The 24,973-nt window shown below is 73.3% G+C and carries 21 protein-coding genes and 2 pseudogenes; 18 read left to right on the plus strand and 5 right to left on the minus strand.

What is annotated here, in order from left to right; translation table 11 throughout:
• Window positions 1–22 precede the first annotated feature (22 nt).
• Window positions 23–364: pseudogene (locus tag VT52_RS04790) on the minus strand (helix-turn-helix domain-containing protein); the annotation flags it as partial.
• Between the two features lie 202 nt (window positions 365–566).
• Here VT52_RS04790 and VT52_RS04795 point away from each other — a divergent pair.
• Window positions 567–2,129, plus strand: a complete 1,563-nt coding sequence (locus VT52_RS04795; RefSeq protein ID WP_071387360.1) for an FAD-dependent monooxygenase — start codon at window positions 567–569, stop codon at window positions 2,127–2,129.
• A gap of 13 nt (window positions 2,130–2,142) precedes the next feature.
• Here the strand turns inward: VT52_RS04795 and VT52_RS04800 are convergent, their stop codons facing one another.
• Window positions 2,143–2,730 (minus strand): hypothetical protein, encoded by a 588-nt coding sequence (locus tag VT52_RS04800; protein WP_071387361.1) that lies wholly within the window; start codon window positions 2,728–2,730, stop codon window positions 2,143–2,145.
• A 734-nt stretch (window positions 2,731–3,464) separates the two neighbouring features.
• Between VT52_RS04800 and VT52_RS04805 the strand changes: the two genes are divergently transcribed.
• The 6 genes and pseudogenes from VT52_RS04805 to VT52_RS37785 all read left to right on the plus strand — a co-directional run bounded on the left by VT52_RS04805 (window position 3,465) and on the right by VT52_RS37785 (window position 11,097).
• Window positions 3,465–4,727: a phenylacetate--CoA ligase family protein gene (locus tag VT52_RS04805; protein ID WP_071387362.1), complete on the plus strand. Its 1,263-nt coding sequence runs from the start codon at window positions 3,465–3,467 to the stop codon at window positions 4,725–4,727.
• Window positions 4,724–6,058 carry an MFS transporter gene (locus VT52_RS04810; RefSeq protein WP_079174834.1) on the plus strand — a complete coding sequence of 445 codons (1,335 nt, stop codon included), beginning with the start codon at window positions 4,724–4,726 and terminating at the stop codon, window positions 6,056–6,058. The genes VT52_RS04805 and VT52_RS04810 overlap by 4 nt, the downstream gene beginning before the upstream one ends.
• Window positions 6,055–7,194 carry a GNAT family N-acetyltransferase gene (locus VT52_RS04815; protein ID WP_071387363.1) on the plus strand — a complete coding sequence of 380 codons (1,140 nt, stop codon included), beginning with the start codon at window positions 6,055–6,057 and terminating at the stop codon, window positions 7,192–7,194. Before VT52_RS04810 ends, VT52_RS04815 begins: the two co-directional genes overlap by 4 nt.
• Entirely contained in the window at window positions 7,191–8,357 is a 1,167-nt protein-coding gene (locus tag VT52_RS04820) for a LuxE/PaaK family acyltransferase (protein WP_071387364.1), read from the plus strand. The genes VT52_RS04815 and VT52_RS04820 overlap by 4 nt, the downstream gene beginning before the upstream one ends.
• Window positions 8,354–10,864 carry an acyl-CoA reductase gene (locus VT52_RS04825; RefSeq protein WP_071387365.1) on the plus strand — a complete coding sequence of 837 codons (2,511 nt, stop codon included), beginning with the start codon at window positions 8,354–8,356 and terminating at the stop codon, window positions 10,862–10,864. The genes VT52_RS04820 and VT52_RS04825 overlap by 4 nt, the downstream gene beginning before the upstream one ends.
• Before the next feature lie 138 nt (window positions 10,865–11,002).
• Window positions 11,003–11,097: pseudogene (locus VT52_RS37785) on the plus strand.
• Window positions 11,098–11,107: 10 nt separating this feature from the next.
• Here VT52_RS37785 and VT52_RS04830 read toward each other — a convergent pair.
• Window positions 11,108–11,962, minus strand: coding sequence for a LysR family transcriptional regulator (locus VT52_RS04830; RefSeq protein ID WP_071387366.1), 855 nt, complete (start codon window positions 11,960–11,962; stop codon window positions 11,108–11,110).
• Between the two features lie 572 nt (window positions 11,963–12,534).
• Between VT52_RS04830 and VT52_RS04835 the strand changes: the two genes are divergently transcribed.
• The 10 genes from VT52_RS04835 to VT52_RS04880 all read left to right on the plus strand — a co-directional run bounded on the left by VT52_RS04835 (window position 12,535) and on the right by VT52_RS04880 (window position 21,271).
• On the plus strand, window positions 12,535–13,317 hold the full coding sequence (locus tag VT52_RS04835; RefSeq protein ID WP_071387367.1) for an alpha/beta fold hydrolase: 783 nt from the start codon (window positions 12,535–12,537) through the stop codon (window positions 13,315–13,317).
• On the plus strand, window positions 13,314–14,888 hold the full coding sequence (locus VT52_RS04840; protein WP_071387368.1) for an amino acid adenylation domain-containing protein: 1,575 nt from the start codon (window positions 13,314–13,316) through the stop codon (window positions 14,886–14,888). Before VT52_RS04835 ends, VT52_RS04840 begins: the two co-directional genes overlap by 4 nt.
• The gene (locus tag VT52_RS04845) at window positions 14,885–15,148 is read left to right on the plus strand and encodes an acyl carrier protein (protein WP_071387369.1); all 264 of its coding nucleotides are present in this window, start codon (window positions 14,885–14,887) and stop codon (window positions 15,146–15,148) included. Before VT52_RS04840 ends, VT52_RS04845 begins: the two co-directional genes overlap by 4 nt.
• Window positions 15,145–16,302, plus strand: coding sequence for an acyl-CoA dehydrogenase family protein (locus VT52_RS04850; protein ID WP_071387370.1), 1,158 nt, complete (start codon window positions 15,145–15,147; stop codon window positions 16,300–16,302). Before VT52_RS04845 ends, VT52_RS04850 begins: the two co-directional genes overlap by 4 nt.
• A gap of 44 nt (window positions 16,303–16,346) precedes the next feature.
• A complete protein-coding gene (locus VT52_RS04855) occupies window positions 16,347–17,537 on the plus strand; it encodes an acyl-CoA dehydrogenase family protein (protein ID WP_071387371.1) in 1,191 nt (396 codons plus the stop codon).
• Window positions 17,531–18,049 (plus strand): flavin reductase family protein, encoded by a 519-nt coding sequence (locus VT52_RS04860; protein WP_071387372.1) that lies wholly within the window; start codon window positions 17,531–17,533, stop codon window positions 18,047–18,049. Before VT52_RS04855 ends, VT52_RS04860 begins: the two co-directional genes overlap by 7 nt.
• Window positions 18,050–18,119: 70 nt before the next feature.
• Entirely contained in the window at window positions 18,120–18,536 is a 417-nt protein-coding gene (gene panD, locus VT52_RS04865; RefSeq protein ID WP_071387373.1) for an aspartate 1-decarboxylase, read from the plus strand.
• Window positions 18,537–18,567: 31 nt separating this feature from the next.
• A complete protein-coding gene (locus tag VT52_RS04870; RefSeq protein WP_071387374.1) occupies window positions 18,568–19,302 on the plus strand; it encodes an SDR family NAD(P)-dependent oxidoreductase in 735 nt (244 codons plus the stop codon).
• Between the two features lie 53 nt (window positions 19,303–19,355).
• Window positions 19,356–20,168: a phytanoyl-CoA dioxygenase family protein gene (locus tag VT52_RS04875; protein ID WP_071387375.1), complete on the plus strand. Its 813-nt coding sequence runs from the start codon at window positions 19,356–19,358 to the stop codon at window positions 20,166–20,168.
• Window positions 20,165–21,271: a zinc-binding dehydrogenase gene (locus VT52_RS04880; RefSeq protein WP_071387376.1), complete on the plus strand. Its 1,107-nt coding sequence runs from the start codon at window positions 20,165–20,167 to the stop codon at window positions 21,269–21,271. Before VT52_RS04875 ends, VT52_RS04880 begins: the two co-directional genes overlap by 4 nt.
• A gap of 69 nt (window positions 21,272–21,340) precedes the next feature.
• Here VT52_RS04880 and VT52_RS04885 read toward each other — a convergent pair whose 3' ends face one another.
• Complete coding sequence (locus VT52_RS04885; RefSeq protein ID WP_071387377.1) at window positions 21,341–22,162, minus strand: helix-turn-helix domain-containing protein; 822 nt, start codon at window positions 22,160–22,162, stop codon at window positions 21,341–21,343.
• Window positions 22,163–22,320: 158 nt separating this feature from the next.
• Between VT52_RS04885 and VT52_RS04890 the strand changes: the two genes are divergently transcribed.
• Window positions 22,321–23,532 (plus strand): MFS transporter, encoded by a 1,212-nt coding sequence (locus VT52_RS04890; RefSeq protein ID WP_071387378.1) that lies wholly within the window; start codon window positions 22,321–22,323, stop codon window positions 23,530–23,532.
• Window positions 23,533–23,622: 90 nt separating this feature from the next.
• Here VT52_RS04890 and VT52_RS04895 read toward each other — a convergent pair whose 3' ends face one another.
• Complete coding sequence (locus tag VT52_RS04895) at window positions 23,623–24,939, minus strand: SEFIR domain-containing protein (protein ID WP_071387379.1); 1,317 nt, start codon at window positions 24,937–24,939, stop codon at window positions 23,623–23,625.
• Between the last annotated feature and the right edge of the window lie 34 nt (window positions 24,940–24,973).

Consider the following 24,973-nt stretch of genomic DNA (forward strand, 5'->3'; position numbering starts at 1 on the left):
CGCGCTCCGTGCCGACTCAACAGTCGGCCTGCCCGTCGCCGACCCGGTCGCACTCGGCGAGGGTGCCGTCAAGGAGCGCGTAGCCGGGGTCCGTCTCACGCAGCACCTTCAGCAGGCCCGGCGCCTTGTCCGCCAGGTGCCGGACGACTGTCGTGACGTAGGCGTGGGCGGTGCCGACCGATATGCCGAAGCCCGCGGCGAGCTGCGTGAGGGTGTCGTGCCGCCGGAGGTAGACCAGGGCGACGAGAGCACGCTGGTGCGGCGGGAGCTTGCAGTGACGGTCACCCTCACGGGTGACGATGAGCACAGTGACCCACTCCACGAGCGCATGTGGCAGGTCGAGTGCGGCAGGATAGATGACCAACGAGGTCCCTGAGCAGCGTGGCTGAGATGTCAGACATCTCGATCAACAGCCCGGGAGCCTCGCTCGTTGCGCTTCACGGACATCACCCGATCGGTGGCCCGCTCGAAGAAGCTCATTGAACACTCCCTTCTCCTCGCAAAGCTGGTCCCTTGACACCGCTGTGCCTTTTTGGCCTTCTCAACTCTCGGGCACAGTCGGCGCCATGGACTATGACGTAGTGGTGGCCGGAGGCGGCCCGGTCGGACTGATGCTGGCCTGCGAGCTCCGACTCGGAGGCGCGCGTGTGGCCGTCCTGGAGCGCCTCACCGAAGTGGACACGACGATCAAGGGCGGGGCGATCACCACGCCCGGCGCCGAGGCGCTCTACCGCCGGGGCATGCTGCCCGCGCTGGCCGAGGTGCAGCGGCAGGCCATGGACCGCTTCCAGGCATTCATGCGCGAACGGAACGGCGGGAACGGAGGCGGGACCGCGGGCCAAGGCCTCGGGATCATCGGGCACTTCGCCGGAATCATGCTGCGCGCCGACCTGGTCGACCGTACGGAGCCGGGCCTCGGCGACGCCGGACCCGCCGCCGAGATCGCATTCGTGGCGCAGCAGGACATCGAGCGGCTGCTCGGCGTGCGGGCGGACGAGCTCGGCGTCGACGTGCGCCGGGGAGTGGAGCTGACCGGCTTCGACGCGGACGACGAGGCCGTCACCGTGCGGACCGGCCACGGCACCGTACGCGCCGGCTGGCTCGTGGGCTGCGACGGCGGCCGCAGCAGGGTTCGCAAGCTCGCGGGGTTCGAATTTCCCGGTACGGAACCGGAGATCACCTGTCACCAGGCGGTCGTGGAGATGACCGGCGCCGAGGACCTGAAGGTCGGCTGGACCGCCACGGACAGTGGGGTGTACGCCCACGGGCCGATGCCGGGCCGCGTCGTCACCGTGGAGTTCGACGGCCCGCCGGCCGACCGGAACGCGCCGGTCACCACCGAGGACCTCCAGGCGCGGCTGCGCCGCGTGTCCGGCGTGGACGTCACGATCACCGAGGTGCGGACCGCGACCCGCTTCACCGACCACGCCCGCCAGGTCACCGACTACCGCAAGGGCCGGGTGCTGCTGGCGGGCGACGCGGCGCACGTGCACTCCGCGTTCGGCAGCCAGGGGCTGAGCCTTGGTATCGGGGACGCGATGAACCTCGGCTGGAAGCTCGCCGCGGTGATCGCCGGCCGGGCGCCAAAAGGGCTGCTGGACACGTACACCTCCGAGCGGCACCCGGTCGGTGCGTGGGTCCTGGACTGGACCCGGTCCCAGGTCGCGGCGATGCGCCCGGACCCGCGGTCCCGGGCCCTGCGCGAGATCGTCGGCGACCTGGCGGGGACGGTCGTGGGCACCACGTACCTCACCGCGCGGCTCAACGGTGGCGGGGTACGGTACGAGCTGCCGGGCGAGCACCCGCTGACCGGCCGCAGCACCCCGGACCTCGAACTCACCGGCGGCGGCCGCCTCGCGGACCACCTCCACGGCGGCCGGGCGCTCCTGCTCGACCTCACCGACGACCCGGAACTCCGGGCGCTGGCCGCGGGATACGCCGACCGCGTCGACACCCTGACGACCGGCTGCCCGTCCCGCCCGGAACTGGCAGCGGTCCTCGTCCGTCCGGACGGCTTCACGGCCTGGGCAGCCGACGCGGGGGCGAAGGCGCCGACGTCGACGGCCGGACCGGCAAAGGCGCTGGAGGAGTGGTTCGGAGTGCCAGCGGGTGCGGTGACGCCGGGGTGATCCACCACTCTGGTCAGGCGGGCTCACCGAGGAAGTCCAGGACCCGGCGGTATTCCTCCTCCACCCGCTCCAACTCCTCGCCCAGCTGCGGAAGAACACCGGCGATCTGCTCGTAGAGGGCCATGGCCGCTCCGCCCAGCCGGTGGATCTCCGCCAGTGCCCCGGGGCCCTCGGCCTCGGCCAGCAGGCGGCACAACCGCACCTTCACATCCGCCGCCCACATGGCCACCTCCAGCGGTCCCGGCCCCTGGGGGTGCGTCGCCGCCTGCCGGGAGGCGCGGCGGACGAGCACCGCGACCCGCTCGGCATAGCCGTGCGGCAGCAGTGACTCGTACAGCGCCAACGAGGCCTGTGCGGCCTGTACCCCCTCACCGGCGTCGCCGGACGCCGCGAGGAACGCCGCGTGGTTGTAGAGCACCGACGCCAGAGCCAGCGTGTGGTCCACCTCATCCGGCTCCGCCTGCCGCAACTGCCGCACCGCCTCCAGAGCCTTGGCGCTGCTTGCCAACGCACGCTCGGGATGACCGCCTTGCAGATACCGGATCGCCGCCTTGCTCTCGCGGTCGGCGATCTTCTGCAGCTTCCTCGCCCCAGGTGGCATACGCCCCCCTCGCTCCAGGACCGGACGAAGCACCAGGTCACAACGGCCGGTGAGATCACCTGAGAGAGCAGCGTAAGCGACCGGGACGGCAGCGCGCGACGGTTCGTCCACACTCAACTGGCGGCCATGGCAGGGTTGTTGCGTCGACGGAGGCTGGGCGGGTGGGCCGGGGGTCAGGTGAAGCCCCTACCCGTCGCTGTGAGCGCGGTGGCGGACCACCGGCCAGCGCGGGCCGCGGACCACGTGCTCTCCCATGGGTACCTGCGCGCGAGCGATCTCACCGTCCGGTGGCTCCGACCCCGCCCGTCCCGAACCACCGCTCTCCGGCGAGCAGTTCAAATATTGGCAAAGGGTGCGAGTCGTCGCCGCGATCCGCCGCCCCGGAGTCCTCCGGTCACCTCTCCTCGTGCGGAGCGTCGGCCGCCTTCGGCCGGCGCCTCGCGCACAAGAAGTTCTTTTGGCGCGGTCAACCATTCCTTATGGAAACGGGGTGACATGTGATCACCGTCTCCGTTCCGGCGGGAACCGGGAGTGGTGTCGATCCGTCTGCCCCCGAGATCAAGCCCGGGGCTTGAAAGGGACGTTGATGCAAGTCCGTTCCAAATGGTGAGATACGATTAGTCGCACCGGTTGATGAAACGGTCCTCCGGCCCGACCTCCGGGATGGACCAAATCCTCCGTACTCCCGTCGTGCCCATGGGTCGCCGACGGTACCCCTCTTCGAGCAGGAATTGATGCCCGTTCAACCATTGGCGGAGCTGATACGCTTCGCGCGCCTCAACTCACCTTTCTACCAGGAGCTTTACTCCCACCTTCCCGACCAGGTCACACAGCTCACGGACCTGCCGGTCGTACCCCAGGCGGAATTCTGGCGGGCCAACTCACCGCGCGGGAACAGGCTGCTGACGGCCCCGCTGCGGGAAGCGGTCGTCTTTCGCAGCGGCGGCACCACGGGATCCCCGAAGTTCTCCTTCTACACACGCACGGAATGGCGGGAATTCACCTCCGCTTTCGGTGCCGGACTCGTCAACGCCGGTCTGCGGCCGGGCCATCGAGTGGCCGATCTGTTCTACGCCGGAGACCTGTACGCGAGTTTCAGTTTCATACTGGATTCACTGCACCGTTCCCCCGTGGCCAACGTGCGGCTTCCACTGGGCGGTGCGACGCCCTGGGAATCCACCGCGGCCACCCTGGAGGAGTTCCAGGTCGAAGTGGTCGCCGGCACCCCGACCACGCTGTGCGCGCTCGCCGAACGCCTGACCGCGGCCGGCCGGACCCTGCCCGACGTCGAACTCCTCTTCTTCGGCGGGGAGTGCCTCTTCGGCGACCAGCTCCCGCTGCTCGGCAGGGCGTTCCCGAACGCCGAGGCGCGCTCGCTCGGCTACGCGAGCGTGGACGCGGGCCTCCTCGGCGAGGCCGTGCCCGGCGGGGACCCGCGGGTGCACCGCGCGTTCGCCCCGCACACGGCCGTCGAGATCCTCGACGACGAGGCCGACGTGCCCGTCGCGGGCATCGGCGTCCCGGGACGGCTGGTCGTCACGGATCTGCGCCGCCGGCTGATGCCGGTGCTGCGCTACCCGGCCGGCGACCGCGCCGAGTGGGTGGACCGGGACGCGGGCGTGTTCCGCATCCTCGGCCGCGCCGAGGAGGGCGTACGGGTCGGCCCCGTCTCCCTCTACACCGAGGACGTGCACGACATCGTGCGTGGCGCCGACACGGCGGGCGAGATCACCGGCCTCCAGCTCGTGGTGCGCCGCCGGGACGGCCGCGACGGCCTCGTGCTGCGCCTCGCCACCGGCGAACCCGGCAGCCGGCACGACGCGTTGGGAGCCGCCGTGGCCGCGGCCGTCCTCGCCCAGCGGCCGGCCTACGTCGGCGCGGCGGACGCCGGACACGTGAACCCGCTCACCGTCGAGTGGGCACGGCACCAGGATCTCGCCGTCAACTCCCGTTCCGGCAAGCTGGTACGGGTCGTCGACGAACGGCCGCACTCATGAGCGCGCCCGTGGCGCGCGGCCGGCGCCTGCCGCTGGTGCTGCGCAATCCCTCCTTCGGCCGGGTCTGGACCGCTCAGCTCCTCACCCAGGCCGCCGGCCGGATGTTCCAGGTGGGCGCGGTCTGGTGGCTCGTCGGCTTCGCCGGTGGCGAGCGGCGCGGTCTGGAGTCGGGCCTGTTCCTGATGGTGAGCACCCTCCCCGCCGTCGCGCTCGCCCCCGTGGTCGCCCGTGTCGTCGCGCGCCACGCGCACCGCACCGTGCTGGCCGTCGCCGCGGCCCTTGCGGGCGCCGTCGCGGTACCGGCTGCGCTCTGGGCGTACGCCGGTGACCTGCCCATGGCCGCGGTGTACGCGGTGGGCTCGGCACTGGCCGCCTGCCAGGCGGTGTTCGACCCGTGTCTGACGACGTCGGTGCCCGAACTGGTCGAGGACGCCGACATCGAGGCGGCCACCGGCTTCGAGCTGTCCACCCAGTCGCTGGCCGGACTCGGCGGCGGCCTGCTCGGGCCGCTCCTGGTCGACGCGGGCGGGCTTGCGGCGGTCGTGGCCGTCTGCGGCGCCGCCTACCTGCTCGCCGCACCGTTGGTCGCCTCGGCCCGTTTCCGCCACGCGGACGGCGCGTCCGACGCGCCGCAGGACGCGCCGGCCGGCTCCCCGGCCCCGGCGCACGGCAACGGCACGCCCCCCGCGCGCCGGACGCTGCGCCAGGTCCTGGCCGGGCTCCCGTTCCTCCGCGGCGTACTGCTCTGCTTCGCCGCCGCGAACCTGTTCACCACCGCCGTCTACGTCGTCATGCCGCTGTACACCCGCGGGGTGCTGCACGCCACCGGGTCGACCGTCGCCTCCCTGGAGGCCGCGCTCGGCGCGGGCACGCTCGTCGGCTCCTTCACCGGGGCACGGGTACCCGGGCGGCCGGTCGCCGTCGGCAGCGCCTGCCTGGCCGTGATGGCCGTGGCGCTCGGGCTGCCGGGCCTGTGGGCCGGGCACGCGACGGTGACGGGCGCGCTGGCCGTCGCCGGCTGGTGCGTCGGTGTGATCGGCGTCCGGTTCGTGGCCCTGTTCCAGCGGCTCGTGCCCACCGCCGACAAGCCCGGGTTCTTCGCGGTCATGCAGGCCCTCCTCGGAGCCACCTTCCCGCTGTCCTCCCTCGTCTTCGGCGCGCTCGGCGACCACCTGGGCGCGCGGACGCTCTGCCTCGTCCAGGGCGCCGGACTGGTCCCGGTCGCGCTCGCGCTGTGGTTGCTCGGCGGCCGTGCGCGGCCCGACGCGCCGCGCACCCGCCCCGGCGACGCGGCGACGGCGCACCTCACCCCGGCGGGGGAGACGTCATGACCGTCGTACTCGCCCCTGCGGCGCTCCAGGACATCGCCGAACTGCGGCAGTTGTACTTCGACGTGTACGGGCACGGCTACCCGGTGCCGCTCGGCAGCGACCCGGCCGTGATGCGCCGGCTGATCACGGACGGCTCCGCGCACTGGCTCACCGCCCGGACACCCCGCGGGGACCTCGTCGGCTCCGCCGTCGTGCAGACCGACGCGGGCAGCCGCGTCGGCAAGCTCCTCGGGCTCGCCGTGCATCCCGGGCACCGCGGCGGCGGACTCGCCTCCCGGCTGACCGGCGCGGTGTGCGAGGCGGCCCTCGCCACCGGCGTGCCCGACTCGCTCTACGCCACCGTGCGGGTCGTCACCGAGGGCCCGCAGCACGTCGTCGTGCGCAACGGGTTCCGGCCCCTCGGCCTGCTGCCCAACGCCGTCGAGGTCGACGGCTGCGAGAGCCTCGCGCTCTTCGCCCGCTACGCCGACGGCGTGCTGGAGCGGCGGGCTCCCGTGGACCGCGTACCCGAGCGCCTCACGGGGCTGCTGGCCGCCGCGTCCGCGGGCATCGGCATCGACTGCGCCGGCACGGCGCGGGCCGTCACCCTCGACAGCGCGCCGCGCCGGGCCTCCGGGGCCGAGCCGATCGAGCTGATCCCCGCCCCGGCCTTCGTACGCCGCCGCTTCCTCGAACGCTTCCCCCGCGCCGCCGACCGTTTCTTCCCCCTGCACACCCCCAACGCGCTGCTGGTCGCGGCCGACGGCGCCTTCGAGGCGTACGCCGACCTCGACCCGGTGGCGGGCAGCTGCGCGCTGGTGGCGGTCCACCCGCGCCCCGCGGCGCTGACCGGCGCCCTGGAGGCGCTGATGGCCACGGTCACCCGGGCCGGCGCCGACTACGCCGAGACCCTGCTGCCGCTGGCCGACACCGAGGCCCTGGAGATCTTCCTGGCCTCCGGGTTCGTACCCAGCGCGGTCTACCCGGCGATGCGGCGCGTCGGCGACCGGCTGCACGACTACGTGGTGCTCTCCCGCACCAGCCGGCAGATCGACTTCCGCACGACGGCCGTGAGCCCGCTGCTCCAGCCCTATCTCGGCGCCTATCTGAGCGCCTGGGCCTCCACCTATCTGCCCCTTCACGAGGTGTCCCGATGAACCCCCATCTCGCTCCCGTCGAGGTCCCCGACCCGGCGGAGCTCGGCCAGGTGCAGCGTCTGTGCGACCTGGCGGACCCGTACGCGAGCGGCGCCGAGGCCGACGGGCTGTTCGCCGCCGCCATGGCCGAGACCAACGCCTGGCACGCCGAGCGGTCCCCGTTCTTCGCCGCCCTGCTCCAGGACCCGCCCGAGACCCCGGCGCCCACCGTCGGCGACGGCGTGCGCACACCGCTGGTGCCGGCCGCGTTCTTCAAGCGCCACGAGGTGCTCTCCGTCCCCCGCGACGAGGTCTTCCTGCACCTGACCTCCTCGGGCACGACCGGCCAGAAGTCCCAGATGTTCTTCGACCGGTGGACGATCCGCTCGGCACAGCGCATGGTGGCCCGGATCTTCGACCACTACGGCTGGATCACCCCCGACCAGCCGGTCAACTACCTGCTCTACAGCTACGAGCCCGCGCCGTCGCTGAAGCTGGGAACGTCGTTCACCGACAACTACCTGTGCGACTTCGCCCCGGCCCGGCACACCACGCACGCGCTGCGGCACACCGGCTCCGGCCACGAGTTCGACGTGCACGGCTGCATCGCGGCGCTCCAGCGCTACGCCGACGAGGACGCGCCGGTGCGCATCCTCGGCTTCCCGGCGTTCCTGTACTTCACCCTGGAGCGGATGAAGTCGATGGGCATGGCGCCGCTGCGGCTGCCCGAAGGCTCGCTGGTGGTGCTCGGCGGCGGCTGGAAGGGCCACGCCGACCGGCAGATCGGCAAGGACGACTTCCGCGCCGCGGTCACCGAACGCCTCGGCATCCCGGCCGCGTCCGTCCGCGACACCTTCGGCTCCGTCGAGCACTGCGTGCCGTACGTCGAGTGCGCGCACCACAGGCTGCACGTCCCCGTGTGGTCGCGCGCCGCGGTCCGCGACCCGGGGACGCTGCGCCCGCTGGCCTACGGGGAGCCGGGCTTCCTGCACCTGGTCAGCCCGTACATCACCTCCGTGCCGGCGCACAGCGTCGTCATGGGCGACCTCGCCTCGCTGCACCCGGGCGAGGAGTGCCCCTGCCCGCTGTCCACCGACTGGTTCACCGTGCTCGGCCGTGCCGGGGTGAGCCGCAACCGCAGTTGTGCGGTCGCCGCCGCCGAAATGATGAAGGGAATGTCGTGACCGCTTCCGTACTCCACCTCTGGCAGGGCGAGTTCGTCGACGACGCCGAGGCGGGACGGCGGATGGCCGGTCTGCCGGAGGCGGCCGCCCGCGTCCTGGAGCGCCCGCTGCCCACCGACGTCGTGCTCGGCGCCTGCGCGGCGGTCGGCGCGGACCTGGCCGATCCCCGCTCCGCCCTCCACACCCGGCTGGCAGCCCACCTTCCCGCCGCGGAAGCCGCGTCCACCCTGGCCGAACTGGCGGGCGCGCTCACCCGGCAGGCCCTGGAACGCAAGCTGCGCCGGGAACTGGGCGGCCTGCGTCCGGAGCGGCTGACCCGGCCGGACGGCCGCGAGACGGTGTTCGAGTCGTGGGCGCCGGTGGGGCTCCTGGTGCACATCGCGCCCGGCAACGCGGCCGCGGTCGCCCCGCTGAGCGTCGTGGAGGGACTGCTGGCGGGGAACGTCAACGTCCTGAAGACGAGCGGCTCGGACACGGCGCTCGCCCTCGACCTGCTCGCCGCGCTCGCGGCGGCCGACCCGAGCGGACTGATCGCCGAGCGGGTGATCGCCCTGCGCTTCCCCTCGTCGCGCCGCGACTGGCTGGAGGCCCTGTGCGGGCAGGCCGACGCCATCGCGGTCTGGGGCGGTGAGGAGGCGGAGGGCGCGGTGCGTGAACTGGCGCCGCCCGGCTGCCGCGTCGTCGCCTGGGGGCACCGGATCTCCTTCGCCTACCTGACCCGGGAGGCGGCTGCCGAGGACGGCCTGCTGGACGCGCTGGCCGCGGACGTCTGCCGGTTCGAGCAGCAGGCCTGCTCCAGCCCGCAGGTGGTCTATCTCGACACCGAGGACACCGAGGAGGTCTTCGCGTTCGCCGGCCGGTTCGCCGAGCGGCTCGCGAAGGTCTCCGGCGCCCGTCCCGCGCCCCGGCCCGGCCCGGCCGAGCTGGCGGAGATCACCACCGTGCAGCAACTCGCCCGGCTCGAACAGCACTTGGGCCTCACCCGGGTGTTCACCGGTGACGACGGCTCCTGGCGGGTGCTGGCGGACACCCGCTCCGCGCTCGCGGCCTCCCCGCTGCACCGCAGCATCTGGGTCAAGCCGCTGCCCCGGCACCGGGTCACCGGGACGCTGCGGCCCATGCGCCGCTACCTGCAGACCGCGGCGGTCGGCGGCGGCCGGGCGGACGTGGCCGCGCTGTCGCGTGCCCTGTTCGCCGCCGGCGTCACCCGGGTCACCCCGGTCGGCTCCATGCTGGAGGGCTACGAGGGTGAGCCGCACGACGGCGTCTACGCGCTCCAGCGCTACAGCCGCCGGGTGAGCGTGCGGGCGGCGGACGCCGGGTTCGGGCCGGTGGCCTGCCTGGACGACCTGGTGTCGGCCCCGGTCCTCCCCCCGGTCCCGGACGCGCCGCTGCTCGGCAAGGAGGGCGTGCAGCGCGCGCTGGCCTCTCTGGACGCGCGCCACGCGCACCTGTACTTCCGCAGCGGCGGTTCCACGGGCGCGCCCGCGCTGTCGGTGTTCACCGTCGACGACTACGACAACCAGATGCGGGCCGCCGCCGACGGGCTGCTCGCCGCCGGCTTCGATCCGGCGCGGGACCGTGCGGCCAACCTGTTCTACTGCGGCGGGATGTACGGGAGTTTCATCAGCTTCTTCTCGATCCTGGAGCGGCTGAACGCCACCCAGCTGCCGATGGCCGCCGGACCCGACCACGCCGCGGTCGCCGAGGCGCTGGTCGCCCACCGGGCGGACACCGTGTTCGGCATGCCGTCCTACCTGTGGCAGCTGTTCCACGCCGAGGCCGACCGGCTGCGCGCGTACGGCGGCATCCGGACGGTGTTCTACGGCGGCGAGCACTTCACCGGCGAGCAACGCCGCGTCCTCATGGAGGAGTTCGGTGTCGAGGTGATCCGGTCCGCCGCCTACGGCAGCACCGATCTGGGGCCGCTGGGTTACCAGTGCGCCTCCTCCGGCGGCTCGGTCCACCACGTGCTGACCGACCTGCACACCCTGGAGATCCTGGACCCGCGGGCCGACCGGCCGGTGGCACCCGGCGAGCCCGGCCGGCTGGTGTTCACCTCCCGGGCGCGCGCGGGCCAGCGGCTGGAGCGCTACGAGATCGGCGACCTGGGGCGCGCCGTCGAGGGCCCGTGCGCCTGCGGCAGCCATGTACCCCGGCTGGAACTGCTGGGCCGCTACGGCGACGTCGTGCGCGTCGGCACGTACTTCGTCAACTACCGGCGCGTCCTGACCGCGGCGCAGGAGCGGCTCGCCTACCACGGCGAGGTGCAGCTCCTGGTCCGCTCCGGCGCCGGCCGGGAGGAGCTGACGATCCGCCTGGACGAGCAGTACGCGGGCGACCCCGGGGCGGCGCACCGGGCGCTGGCGGCGGAGGTGCCGGAGCTGGCCTCCGCCGAGGCGGAGGGCCTGCTGGCCCTCACCGTGGAGACGGTGCCGAGGGAGGCGTTCGAGCGCACCGCGACCAGCGGGAAGCTGCGCACGGTCATCGACCTTCGCGCGGCATAGCCGGGGGCGCCGGCGGCGGGCCCGCGCGACGCGGGCGCGACGCCGGCGCGGCGGCGCGCCCGCGTCAGCGGCGCGTCAGCGGTTCCTGCCAGTCTTCTTCCTGTGAACGGCACCGGGAACCACCGGGGCCGGGAACAGGGAGAGGTGCCCGGAGTGGTTGATCGGGGACCGCCGAGCTCGTCTCGAGGTCGGGCCTTTCGGGGCCCACGCAGGTTCGAATCCTGCCCTCTCCGCCTCCGGGATCTAGGGATGCAACTCGCCGGCCGCCTGCCAGACCTGGTGGGCGAAGCGTGCGGCCTGCGGGTGGGCGCCGTGGGACGGATGGGCGAGATAGGCGGGCACGGTGGGGGCGCCCGTCAGCGGGACGAGGCGGACGGCGGGGTGGGTGTAGCGGAGGGCGGCGGAGACCGGCGCGGTGCCCACGCCGAGGCCGACGGCCACCTGTTCCAGCCACTCGTCGAAGTTCCGGCACTCGGCACCGACCGTCGGCCGGCGGCCGGCGGGCCACATGTCGGGGAAGGTGGTGCCGCTGACGGTGTTGATGATCAACGGGACCTCGGTGAGATCCGCCCAGTCGAGTTCGGTGCGTTCGGCGAGCCGCCAGCTCGCGGGGACGGCCGCGATGCGGTCCTCCTCGTACAGGTGGACGCCGCGCAGCCCCTTCGGTATCGACGCGCTGCGCAGCAGGCCCAGGTCCGCCTCGCCGGTGTCGAGTCCGGCCTGGGGGGTGTCGCAGCGGATGAATTCGACCCCGACCCCGGTCTCCTCGCTGAACCGGGCGGCGAGCCGGGACAAACCCTCGGGAAGTCCCCAGCTGAACCCTATGCGCAGTTTCTCCCCCTTCTGTAAATCCCGCAGTGCCGAATCGAGCTGGCGCAGCAGGGGGGCGACGGCTTCCTGCAGGGCCTTCCCTTTCTCGGTCAGCTCCGTTCTGCGGGTGCTGCGTTCGAAAAGCTTCACGCCCAGGGTTTGCTCCAGCGTCCTGATGTTGCGGGTCAAGGTCGGCTGGGTGAGATGCAGACGGCGACCGGCAGCCGTGAAGCCCCCTTCCTGCGCCACGGTCAGAAAGCATCGCAGATGGCGTAGATCGATGTTCATTCGTCGAGTGTATAGGTGATGCATCAAAGCTATTTCTCCCCCCTGGACTCAGTGTCTAGTCTTCTTGGTGTCGCCGAGCGAACGGGGTGCCCGGGAAGACGGGTGCCGGTCGCCACCGGCGTGTAGTCCAATTTTCAACGGGGGTAACATGCGAGGAGCATTGCTGCGCGCCGCGGATCGGTACCGCGCGGAAATGGCCAAGAGAAAGTAGAGCGACGCGTGGCCGACCGGACCGTCCGGATGGTGTCCGCGGCCCGGAATCCGCTTCTTTGCCGCCCTTGAGGCCCTTTCACAGATCAGTGTCGGCCGCGCGGCCGTCGGTGGTGTGGAATACCTGGCACGGGTGTTCCGGCGCCATGCGCCGCGTTGGCTTTCCAGTGCTGCGCCGTTTGTGCGCACATCTTCTTCACTGCCGTCCAGGCAGTTATCACCTTCATCGTCTCCGCTGGCGACTTTCCGGTGCGCGGATCGACTTTTCCCTGCCGTGCGGCGGGTTGTCGTGAGGTGCCGCCCGCATGGGGTTTCCGGAATTCTCGTGCTGCTGCCGTAGAACACTGAGAAGGATTTTCGCTGTGCCTGTAATCGATATGAGCAACGGTCCGGTCGAACATGTCCTCATCGACGGTGACCCGGACCTGGCACCCCTGGTCTTCCTGCACGGCGGACTCGGCTGCCTCGCGGCCTGGGGCCCCTTTCCCGCCCGGCTGGCCGAGGCCACCGGGCGCCGCGCCCTGGTCTACTCCCGCCACGGCAGCGGCGGCAGCGGTCCCGACCCGCTGCCCCGCACCCCTCGCTACATGCACGAGCACGCCCTGACCGTGCTGCCCGAACTGCTGGACGCGCTGGGCCTGCACCGCCCCGTCCTGGTCGGCCACAGCGACGGCGCCTCCATCGCCCTGCTGCACGCCTGCGCGCACCCCGTCGAAGCGGTCGTCGGGATGGGCCCGCACATGTACTTCGAGGACGCGAACCGCGTCGGCATCGAGAACGCCCGCGCCGCCTACGAGGCGGGCCCGCTCGCCCGCAGGATGGCCATGGTGCACGCCGACCCCCAGGGGGTCTTCGACCGCTGGAGCGATGTCTGGCTGTCGCCCGCCTTCCGCGACTGGTCCATCGAGGACGAACTGGACGTCACCGCCCCGGTGCTGATGATCCAGGGCGACGCGGACGAGTACGGCTCCCTGGCCCAGGTCGACGCCGTCGAACGCGCGGTCGGCGGCCCGTTCCGGCGACTGGTCCCCGAGGGCTGCGACCACTACCCCCACCTGGTGTGCCCGGACCTGGTCACCGAGACCGTCCGCGGCTTCCTCGCCGAGCACACCGCGCACGCCCGGTCCCAGGAGGCCGCCCGATGACCGCCGGGACACCGGTACGCCTCGACGCCCTGCTGGCCCGCTCCGCGCGGGCCCACCCGGACCGCACCGCCCTGGAGGGGGCCGGTGAGCGGTGGACGTACGCCCGACTCGACCGCGCCGTCGACGCGTTGGCGCAGCGGCTGCTGGAGACCGGCGTGGCGCCGGGCGACCGGGTCGGCGTCCACGCGCCCAAGACCCCGGCCACGGTCATCGCCCTGTACGCGGTGCTGCGGGCCGGCGCGGTCGCCGCGCCCCTCGACACGGCCGACCCGGCGGAACGCACCGCCCGCATGATCCGCAACGCGGGACTCTCCCTGCTGCTGACCTGCGACCGAGCCCTGGCCGGGGCCCACCGCGCCGCCGCCCGCGCCCGTGACGGCGTGCCGGCCGACGAGGGCTCCTTCGAGCACGGCCTGCACTGGCTGCGGGTCCTCGGCCCCCGGGAGCGGCCCGCGCCGCTGCCCGCGCCCACCGATGCCGGCGGGTACATCCTCTTCACCTCGGGCAGCACCGGCTGGCCCAAAGGCGTTCTGCTGTCGCACGAGAACGTCGCGCACTACGCGCTGTGGGCCGCCGCGGAGTTCGGCCTCACCCCCGAGGACCGGATCGGCTCCCAGGCCGCCCTCACCTTCGACCTGACGACCTTCGACCTGTTCAGCGCCGCCGCCGCGGGGGCCTGCACGGTCCTGATGCCCGACGTGCTGCGGGCCTTCCCGCGCGACGTCGTCGGATGGCTTGCCGAGCAGCGCATCACCGCCTTCATGGCCGTGCCGTCGCTCTACCACAACATGCTCCGGCAGGGAGGCATCGCCGACGTCCCCCTGCCCGACCTGCGCCTCGCGGCCTTCGGCGGCGAGGCGTTCGCCCCCGAACCGCTGGCACGGTACCTGCGACTGCTCGACGGGGTGTCCTTCTACAACCTGTACGGGCCCACCGAGACGAACGCCTGCACCTATCACCGGGTGCCGGCCGACTGGACCGCCGACCGGGAACTGCCCATCGGGCGCGGCATCGGCGGTGTCCACATCGAGGTGCTCGACGCGCAGGGCCGGCCCACCGACGGCGAGGGCGAGATCCACATCGCCGGACCGGTCGTCTTCCAGGGCTATCTGCGCGGCGGCGCGATCGACGACCCTACCGTCACCGTCACCTGCCGGGACGGCGTGGCCCGCCGGGCCTACCCCAGTGGCGACATCGGCCGGATCACCCGCGACGGCGTGGTCTTCCTGCGCGGCCGGCGCGACAACCAGGTCAAGCGGCGGGGCCACCGCATCGACCTCATGGACGTGGAGAACGCCGTCCTGGAACTGCCGCGGGTGGCCGCCGCCGCGGTCGTCGCCAAGGGCGATCCCCACTCCGGCCAGATCTGGGCCTACGCGCAGACCGACGCGAGCCCGCCGGAGGTCCTGGCCGCCCTGCGCGACGTACTGCCCAAGCGGATGCTCCCCGACCGGGTCGTCCCGCTCACCGCCCTGCCCACCACCAGCAGCGGCAAGGTCGACCGCCGCGCTCTCAGCGAGGCCGCCGGCCACCCCGCCGCCCCCGCACTCCTGGAGGAGATCACCGCATGATCAGCGTCGAAGAACTCTGCACCCTCATCGGCAGCCGCATCACCTGGGGACGCGGCGAGGACGCCCGGTCCCTCGACGCCGACACCCCGCTGCTCGAAATGGGCCTCGTGGACTCGCTGGCGATCATGGAGATCGTCACCGCGCTGCACAAGGAAGCCGGCATCGTGCTGCCCGACACCGAGATCGTCGCGGCCAACTTCCGCAGCCCCAAGGCACTGTGGAACGCCATCGAGAACCTCTCCGGCGAGGTCCGCAAATGAGCGTGGCGGCCCTCGCGGCACTGCGTACCGGCGCACCGGCGACCGAACGGCTCGTCGACACCTGCCGCGACCTCGCCGTACCGGTGGTCGAGCGGATCGCGGACGAGGACTTCAGCACCCAGTGGCAGGCCATGGCCGACCTCGGTGTGCTCCGGCTCGCCGCCCCGGACGCGGAGCCGGGCCCGGTCACCCGCTCGCTCGCCATGATCGAGGGCATCGGCCTGGCCGGTGCCGACCCGGGGCTGTGCTACGCGCTGGCCTCGCAGATCTTCGGGATGCAGTTCCCGCTGCGGGACTCCCTCGGCGCGGACGCCTGGCGCCCGGTCGCCGACGTCCAGCGGGGCGGGATGCTGCTGTGCCACGCGCTGACCGAACGCGGCGGCGGCAGCGACCCGTTCTCCATGCGGACCCGGGCCCGGCGCGAGGGGGACGGCTTCGTCCTCGACGGCGCCAAGACGTTCATCACCGCCGCCCCGGTGGCCGACTGGGCGATCGTCTTCGCCCGCACCGCCGAGGGGCGCTCGCCGTTCGCGCTGTCCGCGTTCCTCTTCCCGCTCGACCTGCCGGGTGTCCGCCGGGGGGAGACCTTCACCAAGACCGCGCTGCCCACCGTGCCGATGGGGGAACTCCTCTTCGAGGACGTCCGGCTGCCGGGGAGCGCGCTGCTCGGCGAGGAGGGATCCGGCCTCGCGGTGATGGCCTCCACCACCGCCTGGGAGCGCTCCGTGATCCTCGGCTACGCCCTCGGCCCGATGCAGCGCCTGCTGGCCCGCACCGCCGACTGGGCCGCGGACCGCGAGCACTTCGGCCGCCGGATGGGGGCGAGTCACCAGGTCGCGGCCCGGATCAGCGACATGGCCATGGCCCTGCACCGCTCCCGCGTCCAGCTCTACGCGATGGCCGCCCGGCTCGACGCCGGCGTCCCGGCCCGGCAGCTGGCGACCGAGGCGGCCCTCACCAAGATCTCCGTCTCCGAGGACTACGTGCGGATGACCGAGCAGGCCGCCGCGTTGTCCGGCGTCCGCGCCTTCCTCCCCGGCTTCGACCTCGTCACCGACCTGGCCGGCCCCATGGCGGCCCTCACCTACGCCGGTCCGAACGACCTGCTGCGGGTGGGCGTCGCACGGCAACTGGGCCTGCCGGTCGAGAACTGACCGGACGAGACCCGATCGGCCGACCACCGACCCGAAGGACTTCGATGACGCTGCCCACCTCACTCGACAGCCTGCTCAAACTCGCGGCGCGGACCGGCGAGCGGATCGCACCGCTCGCGGCCGCCACCGACGCCGGACGCGACGACGGCCACGAGGCCTACCGCGTCCTGCGCGAGTCCGGTCTGCTCGCCCTGCTCGTGCCCCGGGAAGCGGGCGGCGCCGGCCTGGGCTTCGGCGACTACTGGCGGGTGCTGGCCGAACTCGGCTCGCACCACGGAGCCGCCGCCCTCGGCCTCAACATGCACCACGTCGTCATCGGCGCGCTCGCCGATGCCGCGGGCACCCGGCTGCCCCCGGCCGCCGAGACGTTCCGCGCCTGGATGCTGGACGAGGTCGTGCGCGGGCGCAAGCTGTTCGCCTCCGCCACCTCCGAGGCCGGACGCGGCGCCAAACTCCGCGGCATGCGGACCCGCTACCGGCTGTCCGACGACGGCACGCACTACATCCTCAGCGGCACCAAGCACTTCGTCTCGCTGGCCGGTGCCGCCGACTACTACGTCGTCGCGGCGGCCGCCGACAACGGCGACGAGAACACCGGCGAGGTCTCGCACTTCGTCGTCGCCGCCGACGACCCCGGCGTCAGCTTCGGCACCGCGCACCACATGTCGGCGCTGTACGGCACCAGCACCGCCCCGATGACGCTGGACGAGGTCCCGGTGCCCCGCTCCCGCCTCTACCTCGGCGTCGAGGGCATGTCCCTGTTCAAGGTCGTACGCGAACCGCACTGGATGATCGCCGGCTACACCGGCGCCTACCTCGGCATCGCCGAGGCCCTCTTCCGGCACACCGTCGACCATGTCACCGCGTCCCCGGCCCGCGCCGACTCGCCCGTCGTCCAGCAGGAGCTGGGCAGGATGTCCGCCCGGCTGCGGGCCGCCCGCGCCCTGGTGCACGAGGCCGGTGACCTCGTCACCGCCGAGCGCGGCAGCCTGGAGGCCAACGCCATGGTGCACGCCGCCAAGTACGTGGTCGGCGAGGTCGGTCCGCGGCTCGCCCAGGACGCGCTGAGGCTGTGCGGCTCGGCCGCGGTCAGCCGCAGCCATCCGCTGGAGCGGCTGATCCGCGAGGCCCAGTTCGCCCATGTGATGCCGGCCAAGCCGCAGGAGTGCCTCGAATACCTGGGCAAGGCTGCGGTCGGCGTCAACCTCTACGACGCTCGGGCGTTCGCATGGTGACCCCGGTCCGGGACGGCCACGCCGTCACCCACGACGCCTTCCGGGCACTGATGGGCTCCCACCCCAGCGGTGTCGCCGTCATCACCACCGCCGACGCGCAGGGCACGCCGTACGGCTTCACCTGCACCGCCCTGTGCTCGCTCTCCCTCGACCCGCCGCAGCTGCTGGTCTGCGCCGCCGACAGCGGGAGCACCCTGCCGGTCCTCACCGCCCGCGGCGCCTTCACCGTCAACCTGCTGCACGCCCGCGGCCGGCACGCCGCCGAGGTGTTCGCCGGACCGGCCGCCGAGCGGTTCCGCTCCGTGCCGTGGCGGCCCGCGCCCGCCACGGGCCTGCCGGCGCTCACCGAGGACGCGCACGCCACCGCCGAGTGCCGGGTCGCCCGGCTGGTCCCGGCCGCCGACCACACCATCGTGATCGGCGAGGTGCTCCACATCCAGACCCACTCCCCGGCCGCCGAAGAGGCGCCGCTGCTGTACGGCATGCGCCGCTACGCCGCCTGGCCGGCCTGATCCGGCCCCTGCCACCGACCGGTCCGCCCACGACCCGCGTCCGAGCCCCCACCCCATGTGAGGAACCCGCATGAACCGCACCCTGATGAAGTCGAAGATCCACCGCGCCACCGTCACCCAGGCCGACCTGCACTACGTCGGCTCGGTGACCGTCGACGCCGACCTCATGAAGGCAGCCGACCTGATGGCCGGCGAGAAGGTCGACATCGTCGACATCGACAACGGAGCCCGGCTGTCCACGTACGTCATCGAGGGCCCGGCCGGCTCCGGTGTCATCGGGATCAACGGTGCCGCCGCCCGCCTCATCAGCCCCGGAGACCTCGTCATCCTCATCGCCTACGCCTCCATGACGGACGCCGAGGCCGCCTCCTTCGTCCCCCGTGTCGTCTTCGTCGACGGGCACAACGCCATCGCGGCTGTGGGCGGCGACCCGGCCGAGGTGCCCGAGGGGGCGGGTCTCAAGCGCGGCGACCTCGTCGCCGGGTGACGGCCCGCGCACGCCGCCCGGAGGGGACGCCATGACGATCTCCGTGGTGAGCGGCGGCACCCGCGGCATCGGACGGGCACTGAGCCTGCGGCTCGCCGCCCTCGGCCACCGGGTGATCGCCCTCTACCGCGGCGACGACCGCGCCGCACAGGACACCGAGCGGGCGGGCGGGGGCCGCATCGAGGCGCTGCGCTGCGACCTCGCCCGCCCCGCGGACATCCGGACCGTCGGCGACCGGATCACCGGCACGTACGGCGCACCGTCCGTGCTGGTCAACAACGCCGGTGTGAACCGTGACCGGCCGTTCCTGTCCATGACCGCCGAGGACTGGGACACGGTGCTGGCCACCAACCTCTCCGGTCCCTTCCACCTCACCAGGGCGCTGGCGCCCGCGATGGTCCGGGCGGGCGGCGGCAGCATCGTCAACGTCGCCTCCACCACGGCGATCCGGCCCCGCGGGAACGGCGCCAACTACTGCGCGAGCAAGGCGGGCCTGCTCCAGTTCACCAAGTGCCTGGCCCTCGAACTCGCCCCGCACGTCCGGGTGAACGCCCTGCTGCCCGGATTCACCGACACCGAAGAGGTCACCGAGCGCTACCGCCTCGACGACCCGGAGCGGCTGTCCGCCGTCCTGGACACCATCCCCGGTCGCCGGCTCGGCACCGCCGAGGACATGGCCGACGCCCTCGAATTCCTGGTGACCACGCGCAGCGGCTATGTCACCGGACAGCAACTGATCGTCGACGGAGGCCACTTCATGGGATGACACGCCACCGGCCCGCCCCGACGGAATCCCCCGCCTCTCAGGAGAAGATGCGCATGCGACTGACCCAGCAACAGGCCGACCAGTACCACGAGCAGGGGTTCCTCCTGCTCGATTCCCTCCTCGCACCGCAGGAGGTGGAGACGCTGCGCGCCGCCTTCGAGCGCGACGCGCGGGTGCCCGGTCCGCAGGTGGTGACCGAGGACGGCGGCACGGAGGTGCGCGCGGTCTACTCCTCGCACCAGCGGCAGCCCGAGTACGCCGGGCTGATCCGCGACCCGCGCCTCCTGGAGCCCGTCCGGCAGCTGCTCACCGAGGACGTCTACGTCTACCAGTTCAAGATCAACGCCAAGCCGGCGTTCGGCGGCGACAAGTGGGCCTGGCACCAGGACTACCTCGCCTGGCGGCTCGCCGACGGCCTGCCCGCTCCGCGCCAGGTCAACATCGGCGTCTTCCTCGACGACGTGAACGAGTTCAACGGCCCGGTCATCTTCCTGCCCGGCTCGCACCGCCACGGGCTCGTCCACGACGGCCGCTCGGCCGCCGCCAGGTCCGAGCAGCACCTCGACCCCGACGACATCTCGCTGTCGCCGCGGCAGCTCGCCGAGCACGTCGACCGGCACGGCATGACCAGCCCCAAGGGCCCGGCCGGCTCCGTGGTGCTGTTCTCCCCGGAGATCGTGCACGGTTCGTCCCCCAACATGTCGCCGTACGCCCGCCGGCTCCTGATCGTCACCTACAACGACACCGCCAACCTGCCCCGCCCCACGGGCGAGCCCCGGCCGGACCACGTGGTGTGCCGCGACACCGAGCCGCTGCGTCCGCTGGCCGCACCGTTCTCCCGGACCCTGAGCGGGGTGTCGGCATGAGCGGGCGGACCGGACGCGCCGTCGTCCTGGAGGAGTTCCGCAAGCCGCTGCGGCTGCGGGAGTTCCCGCTGCCCGCGGCCCCCGCCGGCGGCATGGTCGTCGCCTGCGGATACGGCGGTGTCTGCGGCACGGACCTGCATCTGCGCGAGGGCCATCTGGACATCCCGGTCCCGCTCGTCCTCGGGCACGAGGGGCTCGGCGTCGTCGCGGAGCTGGGCGAGGGCACCCACCGGGACGCCACCGGGGCGCCCCTCGCGGCCGGCGACACGGTGATGTGGGCCTCCTCCATCGCCTGCGGCGTCTGCCCGCCCTGCCGGCTGCACCGCGAACCGACCCTGTGCGAGCGGCGCCGCACCTACGGCGTCAACCGGGCCCTCGCCGACGGCCCGGAGCTCTCCGGGGCGTGGGCCGACCACATCGTGCTGCAACCGGGCACCACCGTGATCAAGGTCCCGGACGGCACCGACCCGCTCGCCGCCATGTCGCTGGCCTGCGCCGGCCCCACCGTGGCGCACGCGCTGTACGAGAGGCGGCCGGTGCGACTGGGCGAGACGGTGGTGGTGCAGGGCAGCGGCCCGGTCGGGCTGGCGGCGGCCGCGTTCGCGCAACTGGCCGGTGCCGCCGAGGTCGTGGTCGTGGGCGGTCCGGCCGCCCGGCTGGAACGGGCCGCCGCGGCCGGCATCGGCGACGTCCATCTGGACATCGCCGACGCCGCCGATCCCGCGGAGGTCCTGCGCGCGGCACGGGCCGCGGCCGGCGGGGACGGCGCCGATCTGGTGATCGAGTGCGCCGGCGTCCCGGCCGCCGTCGGACAGGGACTCACCCTGTGCCGCCGGGGCGGCAGCTACCTGGTCATCGGCCAGTACACCGACGCCGGGGACACCCTGATCAACCCGCACCAGATCGTCCACCGGCAGCTCGACGTCGTCGGCTCCTGGGCGTTCACCGGCGCCCATCTCGTCGAGTACGTACGCCTGCTGCCGGCCCTCACCGGCCGGTTCGACCTGGCGAGCCTCGTGACGCCGTTCCCGCTGGAGCGGCACGCCGACGCACTCGCCGCGGTCGCCGACGGGTCGGTGATGAAGGCCGTGCTCACGTCCTGACCCTCGCGGCGCCGCTCACCGTTCCCGCCGCCCCCGAGCGGTGCGCCGGGCACGGCGGGCGGCGCCCGTTCACCCGGTGAGCGCCTCCAGCGCCTCCTTCGTCGCCCGGTCGTCGGGGAGGTAGGCCAGCAGGTGGTGGCCGGGCTCGTCCACCGCCGCGAGCTTCACGTACCGCAGCCGGAGATCACCGGCCACCGGGTGCCGGAAATGCCGTACGGCGGGATGGAACGCCGAGATCTCACGGCGGTCGTACCAGCGTGCCGCGTCCGGGTCGGCCAGCAGTTCCCCGGTGATCTCCGCGTAGCGGCCGTCCTCCGGGTGCCGGGCCGCCTTCGCCCGGAACTGGCCGAGCAGGCTCTGCGCCTCCGGCTCCCAACTGGCCAGCAGCGTACGGGCCGGGGGCCAGCGGAACACCAGCCACAGCAGGTTGCGCTGCCTGGGCGCCAGCCGCGCCAGATCGGTGAGCAGCGCCGTGTACCCCGAGTTCCAGGCCAGCAGGTCCCAGTGCGGGTCGAGCACCACGGCCGGGTTCGGCGCCAGCGACTCCACCAGCGACAGCAGGTTCCGCGACACCCACCCGGGCGGGAGCTCCTCCGGCCCGGGGTGCTCCACGAACGACAGCACGTGCGCGGTCTCGTCGGCGGTCAGCCGCAGCGCCCGCGCCACCGACCGCAGAACCTGCTCCGAGGTACGGACCCGGCCCTGCTCCAGCCAGGCGTACCAGGACCGGCTGACCCCGGCCAGCTCGGCGACCTCCTCGCGCCGCAGCCCCGGAGTGCGGCGCCGCGGCGAGCCGGGCAGCCCCACGGCGGCGGGCTTCAGCCGCTCGCGGCGAGAGCGCAGGAAGGCGCCCAGTTCCCGGCGTGGGCCGTCCAGTCCGCTGCCGTGCACGCCCCCGCTCCTCCTCGCACCGCCGGCCCGCTCCCTGGGCCGGCGCGACGCGCCCAGGCTGTGAGCAAGGGTAATCGGCTACCGGGCCGTCCCGGCCGGCCGCGGTGATGAGCTGGATCCCGTCCGACAGCACCGGCAGGAACGACACGAGGAGTCCCATGGAGACCGCCGACTCACCCCGCACCACGTCCCGTCCGGGCACCGCTGCCGGCGGTCCGGCCGGCCCGGCGATGCCCGCCGCCTCCTTACGTCTGCTCCGCGCGGCCGGTTTCGTCAGCAACTTCGACCGTTTCTGCATCACCCCGATGCTGCTGCTCATCGGCACCCGGCTCGGTGTCCCGCTGACCACGGCGATGCTCGCCGCCAGCGGCTACTTCCTCGCCTACGGCCTGATGCAGCCGGTCTGGGGCCTGGCGAGCGACCGGCTGGGCCGGGTGCGGGTGATGCGGATCTCGCTGACCGGGGCCGCCGCCGCCGCGCTCCTGTCCGTGCTCGCGCCCGACGCGACGGTGCTGATCGCGGCACGCGTCGCGGCCGGCGCGTTCTTCGCCGCGTCGATCGCCGCGTCCATCACCTACGTCGGGGACACCGTGCCCGCCGCGGTCCGCCAGCGCCCGCTCAGCGAGCTGATGACCGCGTTCGCGCTGGGCACCGCCGTGGCCACCGTCGTCGCCGGGGCGCTCGCGCACTACGTCAGCTGGCGGCTGGTCTTCGCCCTCCCCGGCCTGATCGCCGCCTACCTGGTCGTCGCCCTGCGCCGGCTGCCGGAACCGCCGCGCGCGGCGCCCGGTGCGCTGCTCACCCCGTTCAAGGTGGTGCTGAGCTCCCGCTGGCAGTGGTACGTCATGGCCGTCGCGATGCTCGAAGGCGCCGTCCTGCTGGGGTTCCTGACCTACATCGCGCCGGCGCTGGAGGCCCAGGGCGCCTCGGCGACACTGGCCGGCGTGGTCTCCGCGCTGTACGGCGTGGGTTCGATGTCGGCGGCGCAGATCGTCAAGCGGCTGGTCGGGCGCTGGACGCCGGTGCGGCTGATCGTGGTCGGCGGGGCGCAGATGACGGTGGCGTTCGCCCTGGCCGCGGCCAGCCGGTCCGTGCCCGCGCTGGTGGGGTGCGCCCTGCTGCTCGGTGGCGGCTGGTCGTTCATGCACTCCACGATCCAGTCCTGGGCCACCGCCCTGTCCCCGGCCGCCCGCGCCACCGGCGTCGCCATGTTCGGCGTGGCTCTCTACGTCGGCAGCGCCCTGGCCAGCGCCATCGCCGCCGGGCCCGCGGAACACCACGCCTACCAGGGCATGTTCCTGACGGCCGCGATCCTCAGCGTCCCGCTGACCGTGGCCGCCGCCGTGGGCCGCGCCCGCTACCGGAACTGACCGGCCGCGTCGGCCGGGTTCCGTGAGGAAGGGGCCTGCCGGGGTGGCGGAGCCGCCCGTGCGTCGGCGGAGCCGGCAGCCGCGCGTGCGTCAGCCGAGCCTGTCCAGCAGGAGCACGCGCTCGGAGGGCGCGGGGCGGCGGTGCAGGGGCCGACGGAGGACGGCGCGCAGCAGGTCCTGCGCGCCGTCCACCGTGTTGCCGGTGACGATGTAGTGGTCCGCGGACCTCGGTTGCAGGAACGCGGGCAGGTCCGACGGGGTCCTGCCGGGCAGCACCACGGGCAGCAGCCTGGTGGTCCAGGTGGCACGGTCCGCGTGCAGGTTCTCGCGGATCAGGGCGAGTTCGGACTGGAGTCCGCGGTGCCGCGTGTTCTCGATCTGTCCGTCCCCGACCCTGCGGCACATCGGCGAGGCCACCACGAGGACGAAGTCGGCCTCCCGTACCTGTTCCGCGGCCCACAGGTACCAGTCGCGCCGCCGGTCGGTGTCCCAGCGGTCCAGGACGACGTCGAGCCCGCAGTCCCGGGCGAGGAAGTCGGCGAAGAGACGCACCTGTTCGACGTGCGGCTCGTCGTCGTGGGCGTAGGACACGAACACCCGCGGCACGCCGTCGGTGCGTCGGACGCCTGGACCGGCCCCGGCTCCGGCCTCACCCACGTCCCCGTCCCCGGCCTCGGCTCCGGCCTGGGCGCCGGTCCCGGTGGTGATCACGGGGAGCGCCCGCGGCGCGGCGCCGGTGGCGGCCCGTGCCTCGGCGAGGCGGAGCGTGAACGCGGTGGGAACGGCGGCGGGCAGACATCCCATCGCGTCGTCGGGACCGAGGTCGAAGCGTGCCGAGCACACGACGTCGACGGCGTCGCAGCCCTCGGGCACCAGCATCGCGACCCACCCCGAGTAGGAGCCGGGCCGCACCCCGTCGGGCTGTTTCGTGCTGTGCCGCCAGCGGGGTGTCGAACCGCCGATGCCGAAGACGTCGACCACGGGCCGCGCCTCGGGCAGGGCGAACGCTCCCGGCTCTCCGGGTCCGGCGGCCGTGAAGTTGAGCAGCCCGTCGAGGGCCACGGCGGACGGCGCCTGCTCCGCCAGCACCGTGCGGGGCACGGCGTCCGTCACCACCACCGCCGACCCGTCGGCGCCGGACAGCGCGAAGGCGACCTCGAACCAGAGCGGGCCCGGCACGTCCGGTTCCAGCAGCAACTCGTAGGGGAACCGGACGAGATAGGCGTCGTGCCCGGGGAACGCGGGCGGGGGCGGCAGCACCGGGTGGATCTGCCGGGCGCCGACGCGAACGGCGCCGAGGGCGATGTCGGCGGGCTCGGCGTCGAGCCATCTGCCCGCGCCGTCCGACAGCAGCAGGGCGACATCGGCATCGGGGACACCGTCGGCGGCGGGAACACGGTCGGTCACTGGCTGCTCCTGGAGCGTGCGCACGGGCGGCATA

Source organism: Streptomyces malaysiense (assembly GCF_000980885.2).
Lineage (GTDB): Bacteria > Actinomycetota > Actinomycetes > Streptomycetales > Streptomycetaceae > Streptomyces > Streptomyces malaysiense.

Coding starts and splice junctions, on each gene's coding strand:
- VT52_RS04795 (WP_071387360.1), top strand. CDS start 567: ATGGACTATGACGTAGTGGTGGCCGGAGGCGGCCCGGTCGGACTGATG.
- VT52_RS04800 (WP_071387361.1), bottom strand. CDS start 2,730: ATGCCACCTGGGGCGAGGAAGCTGCAGAAGATCGCCGACCGCGAGAGC.
- VT52_RS04805 (WP_071387362.1), top strand. CDS start 3,465: ATGCCCGTTCAACCATTGGCGGAGCTGATACGCTTCGCGCGCCTCAAC.
- VT52_RS04810 (WP_079174834.1), top strand. CDS start 4,724: ATGAGCGCGCCCGTGGCGCGCGGCCGGCGCCTGCCGCTGGTGCTGCGC.
- VT52_RS04815 (WP_071387363.1), top strand. CDS start 6,055: ATGACCGTCGTACTCGCCCCTGCGGCGCTCCAGGACATCGCCGAACTG.
- VT52_RS04820 (WP_071387364.1), top strand. CDS start 7,191: ATGAACCCCCATCTCGCTCCCGTCGAGGTCCCCGACCCGGCGGAGCTC.
- VT52_RS04830 (WP_071387366.1), bottom strand. CDS start 11,962: ATGAACATCGATCTACGCCATCTGCGATGCTTTCTGACCGTGGCGCAG.
- VT52_RS04840 (WP_071387368.1), top strand. CDS start 13,314: ATGACCGCCGGGACACCGGTACGCCTCGACGCCCTGCTGGCCCGCTCC.
- VT52_RS04845 (WP_071387369.1), top strand. CDS start 14,885: ATGATCAGCGTCGAAGAACTCTGCACCCTCATCGGCAGCCGCATCACC.
- VT52_RS04850 (WP_071387370.1), top strand. CDS start 15,145: ATGAGCGTGGCGGCCCTCGCGGCACTGCGTACCGGCGCACCGGCGACC.
- VT52_RS04855 (WP_071387371.1), top strand. CDS start 16,347: ATGACGCTGCCCACCTCACTCGACAGCCTGCTCAAACTCGCGGCGCGG.
- VT52_RS04860 (WP_071387372.1), top strand. CDS start 17,531: ATGGTGACCCCGGTCCGGGACGGCCACGCCGTCACCCACGACGCCTTC.
- panD (WP_071387373.1), top strand. CDS start 18,120: ATGAACCGCACCCTGATGAAGTCGAAGATCCACCGCGCCACCGTCACC.
- VT52_RS04870 (WP_071387374.1), top strand. CDS start 18,568: ATGACGATCTCCGTGGTGAGCGGCGGCACCCGCGGCATCGGACGGGCA.
- VT52_RS04875 (WP_071387375.1), top strand. CDS start 19,356: ATGCGACTGACCCAGCAACAGGCCGACCAGTACCACGAGCAGGGGTTC.
- VT52_RS04880 (WP_071387376.1), top strand. CDS start 20,165: ATGAGCGGGCGGACCGGACGCGCCGTCGTCCTGGAGGAGTTCCGCAAG.
- VT52_RS04890 (WP_071387378.1), top strand. CDS start 22,321: ATGGAGACCGCCGACTCACCCCGCACCACGTCCCGTCCGGGCACCGCT.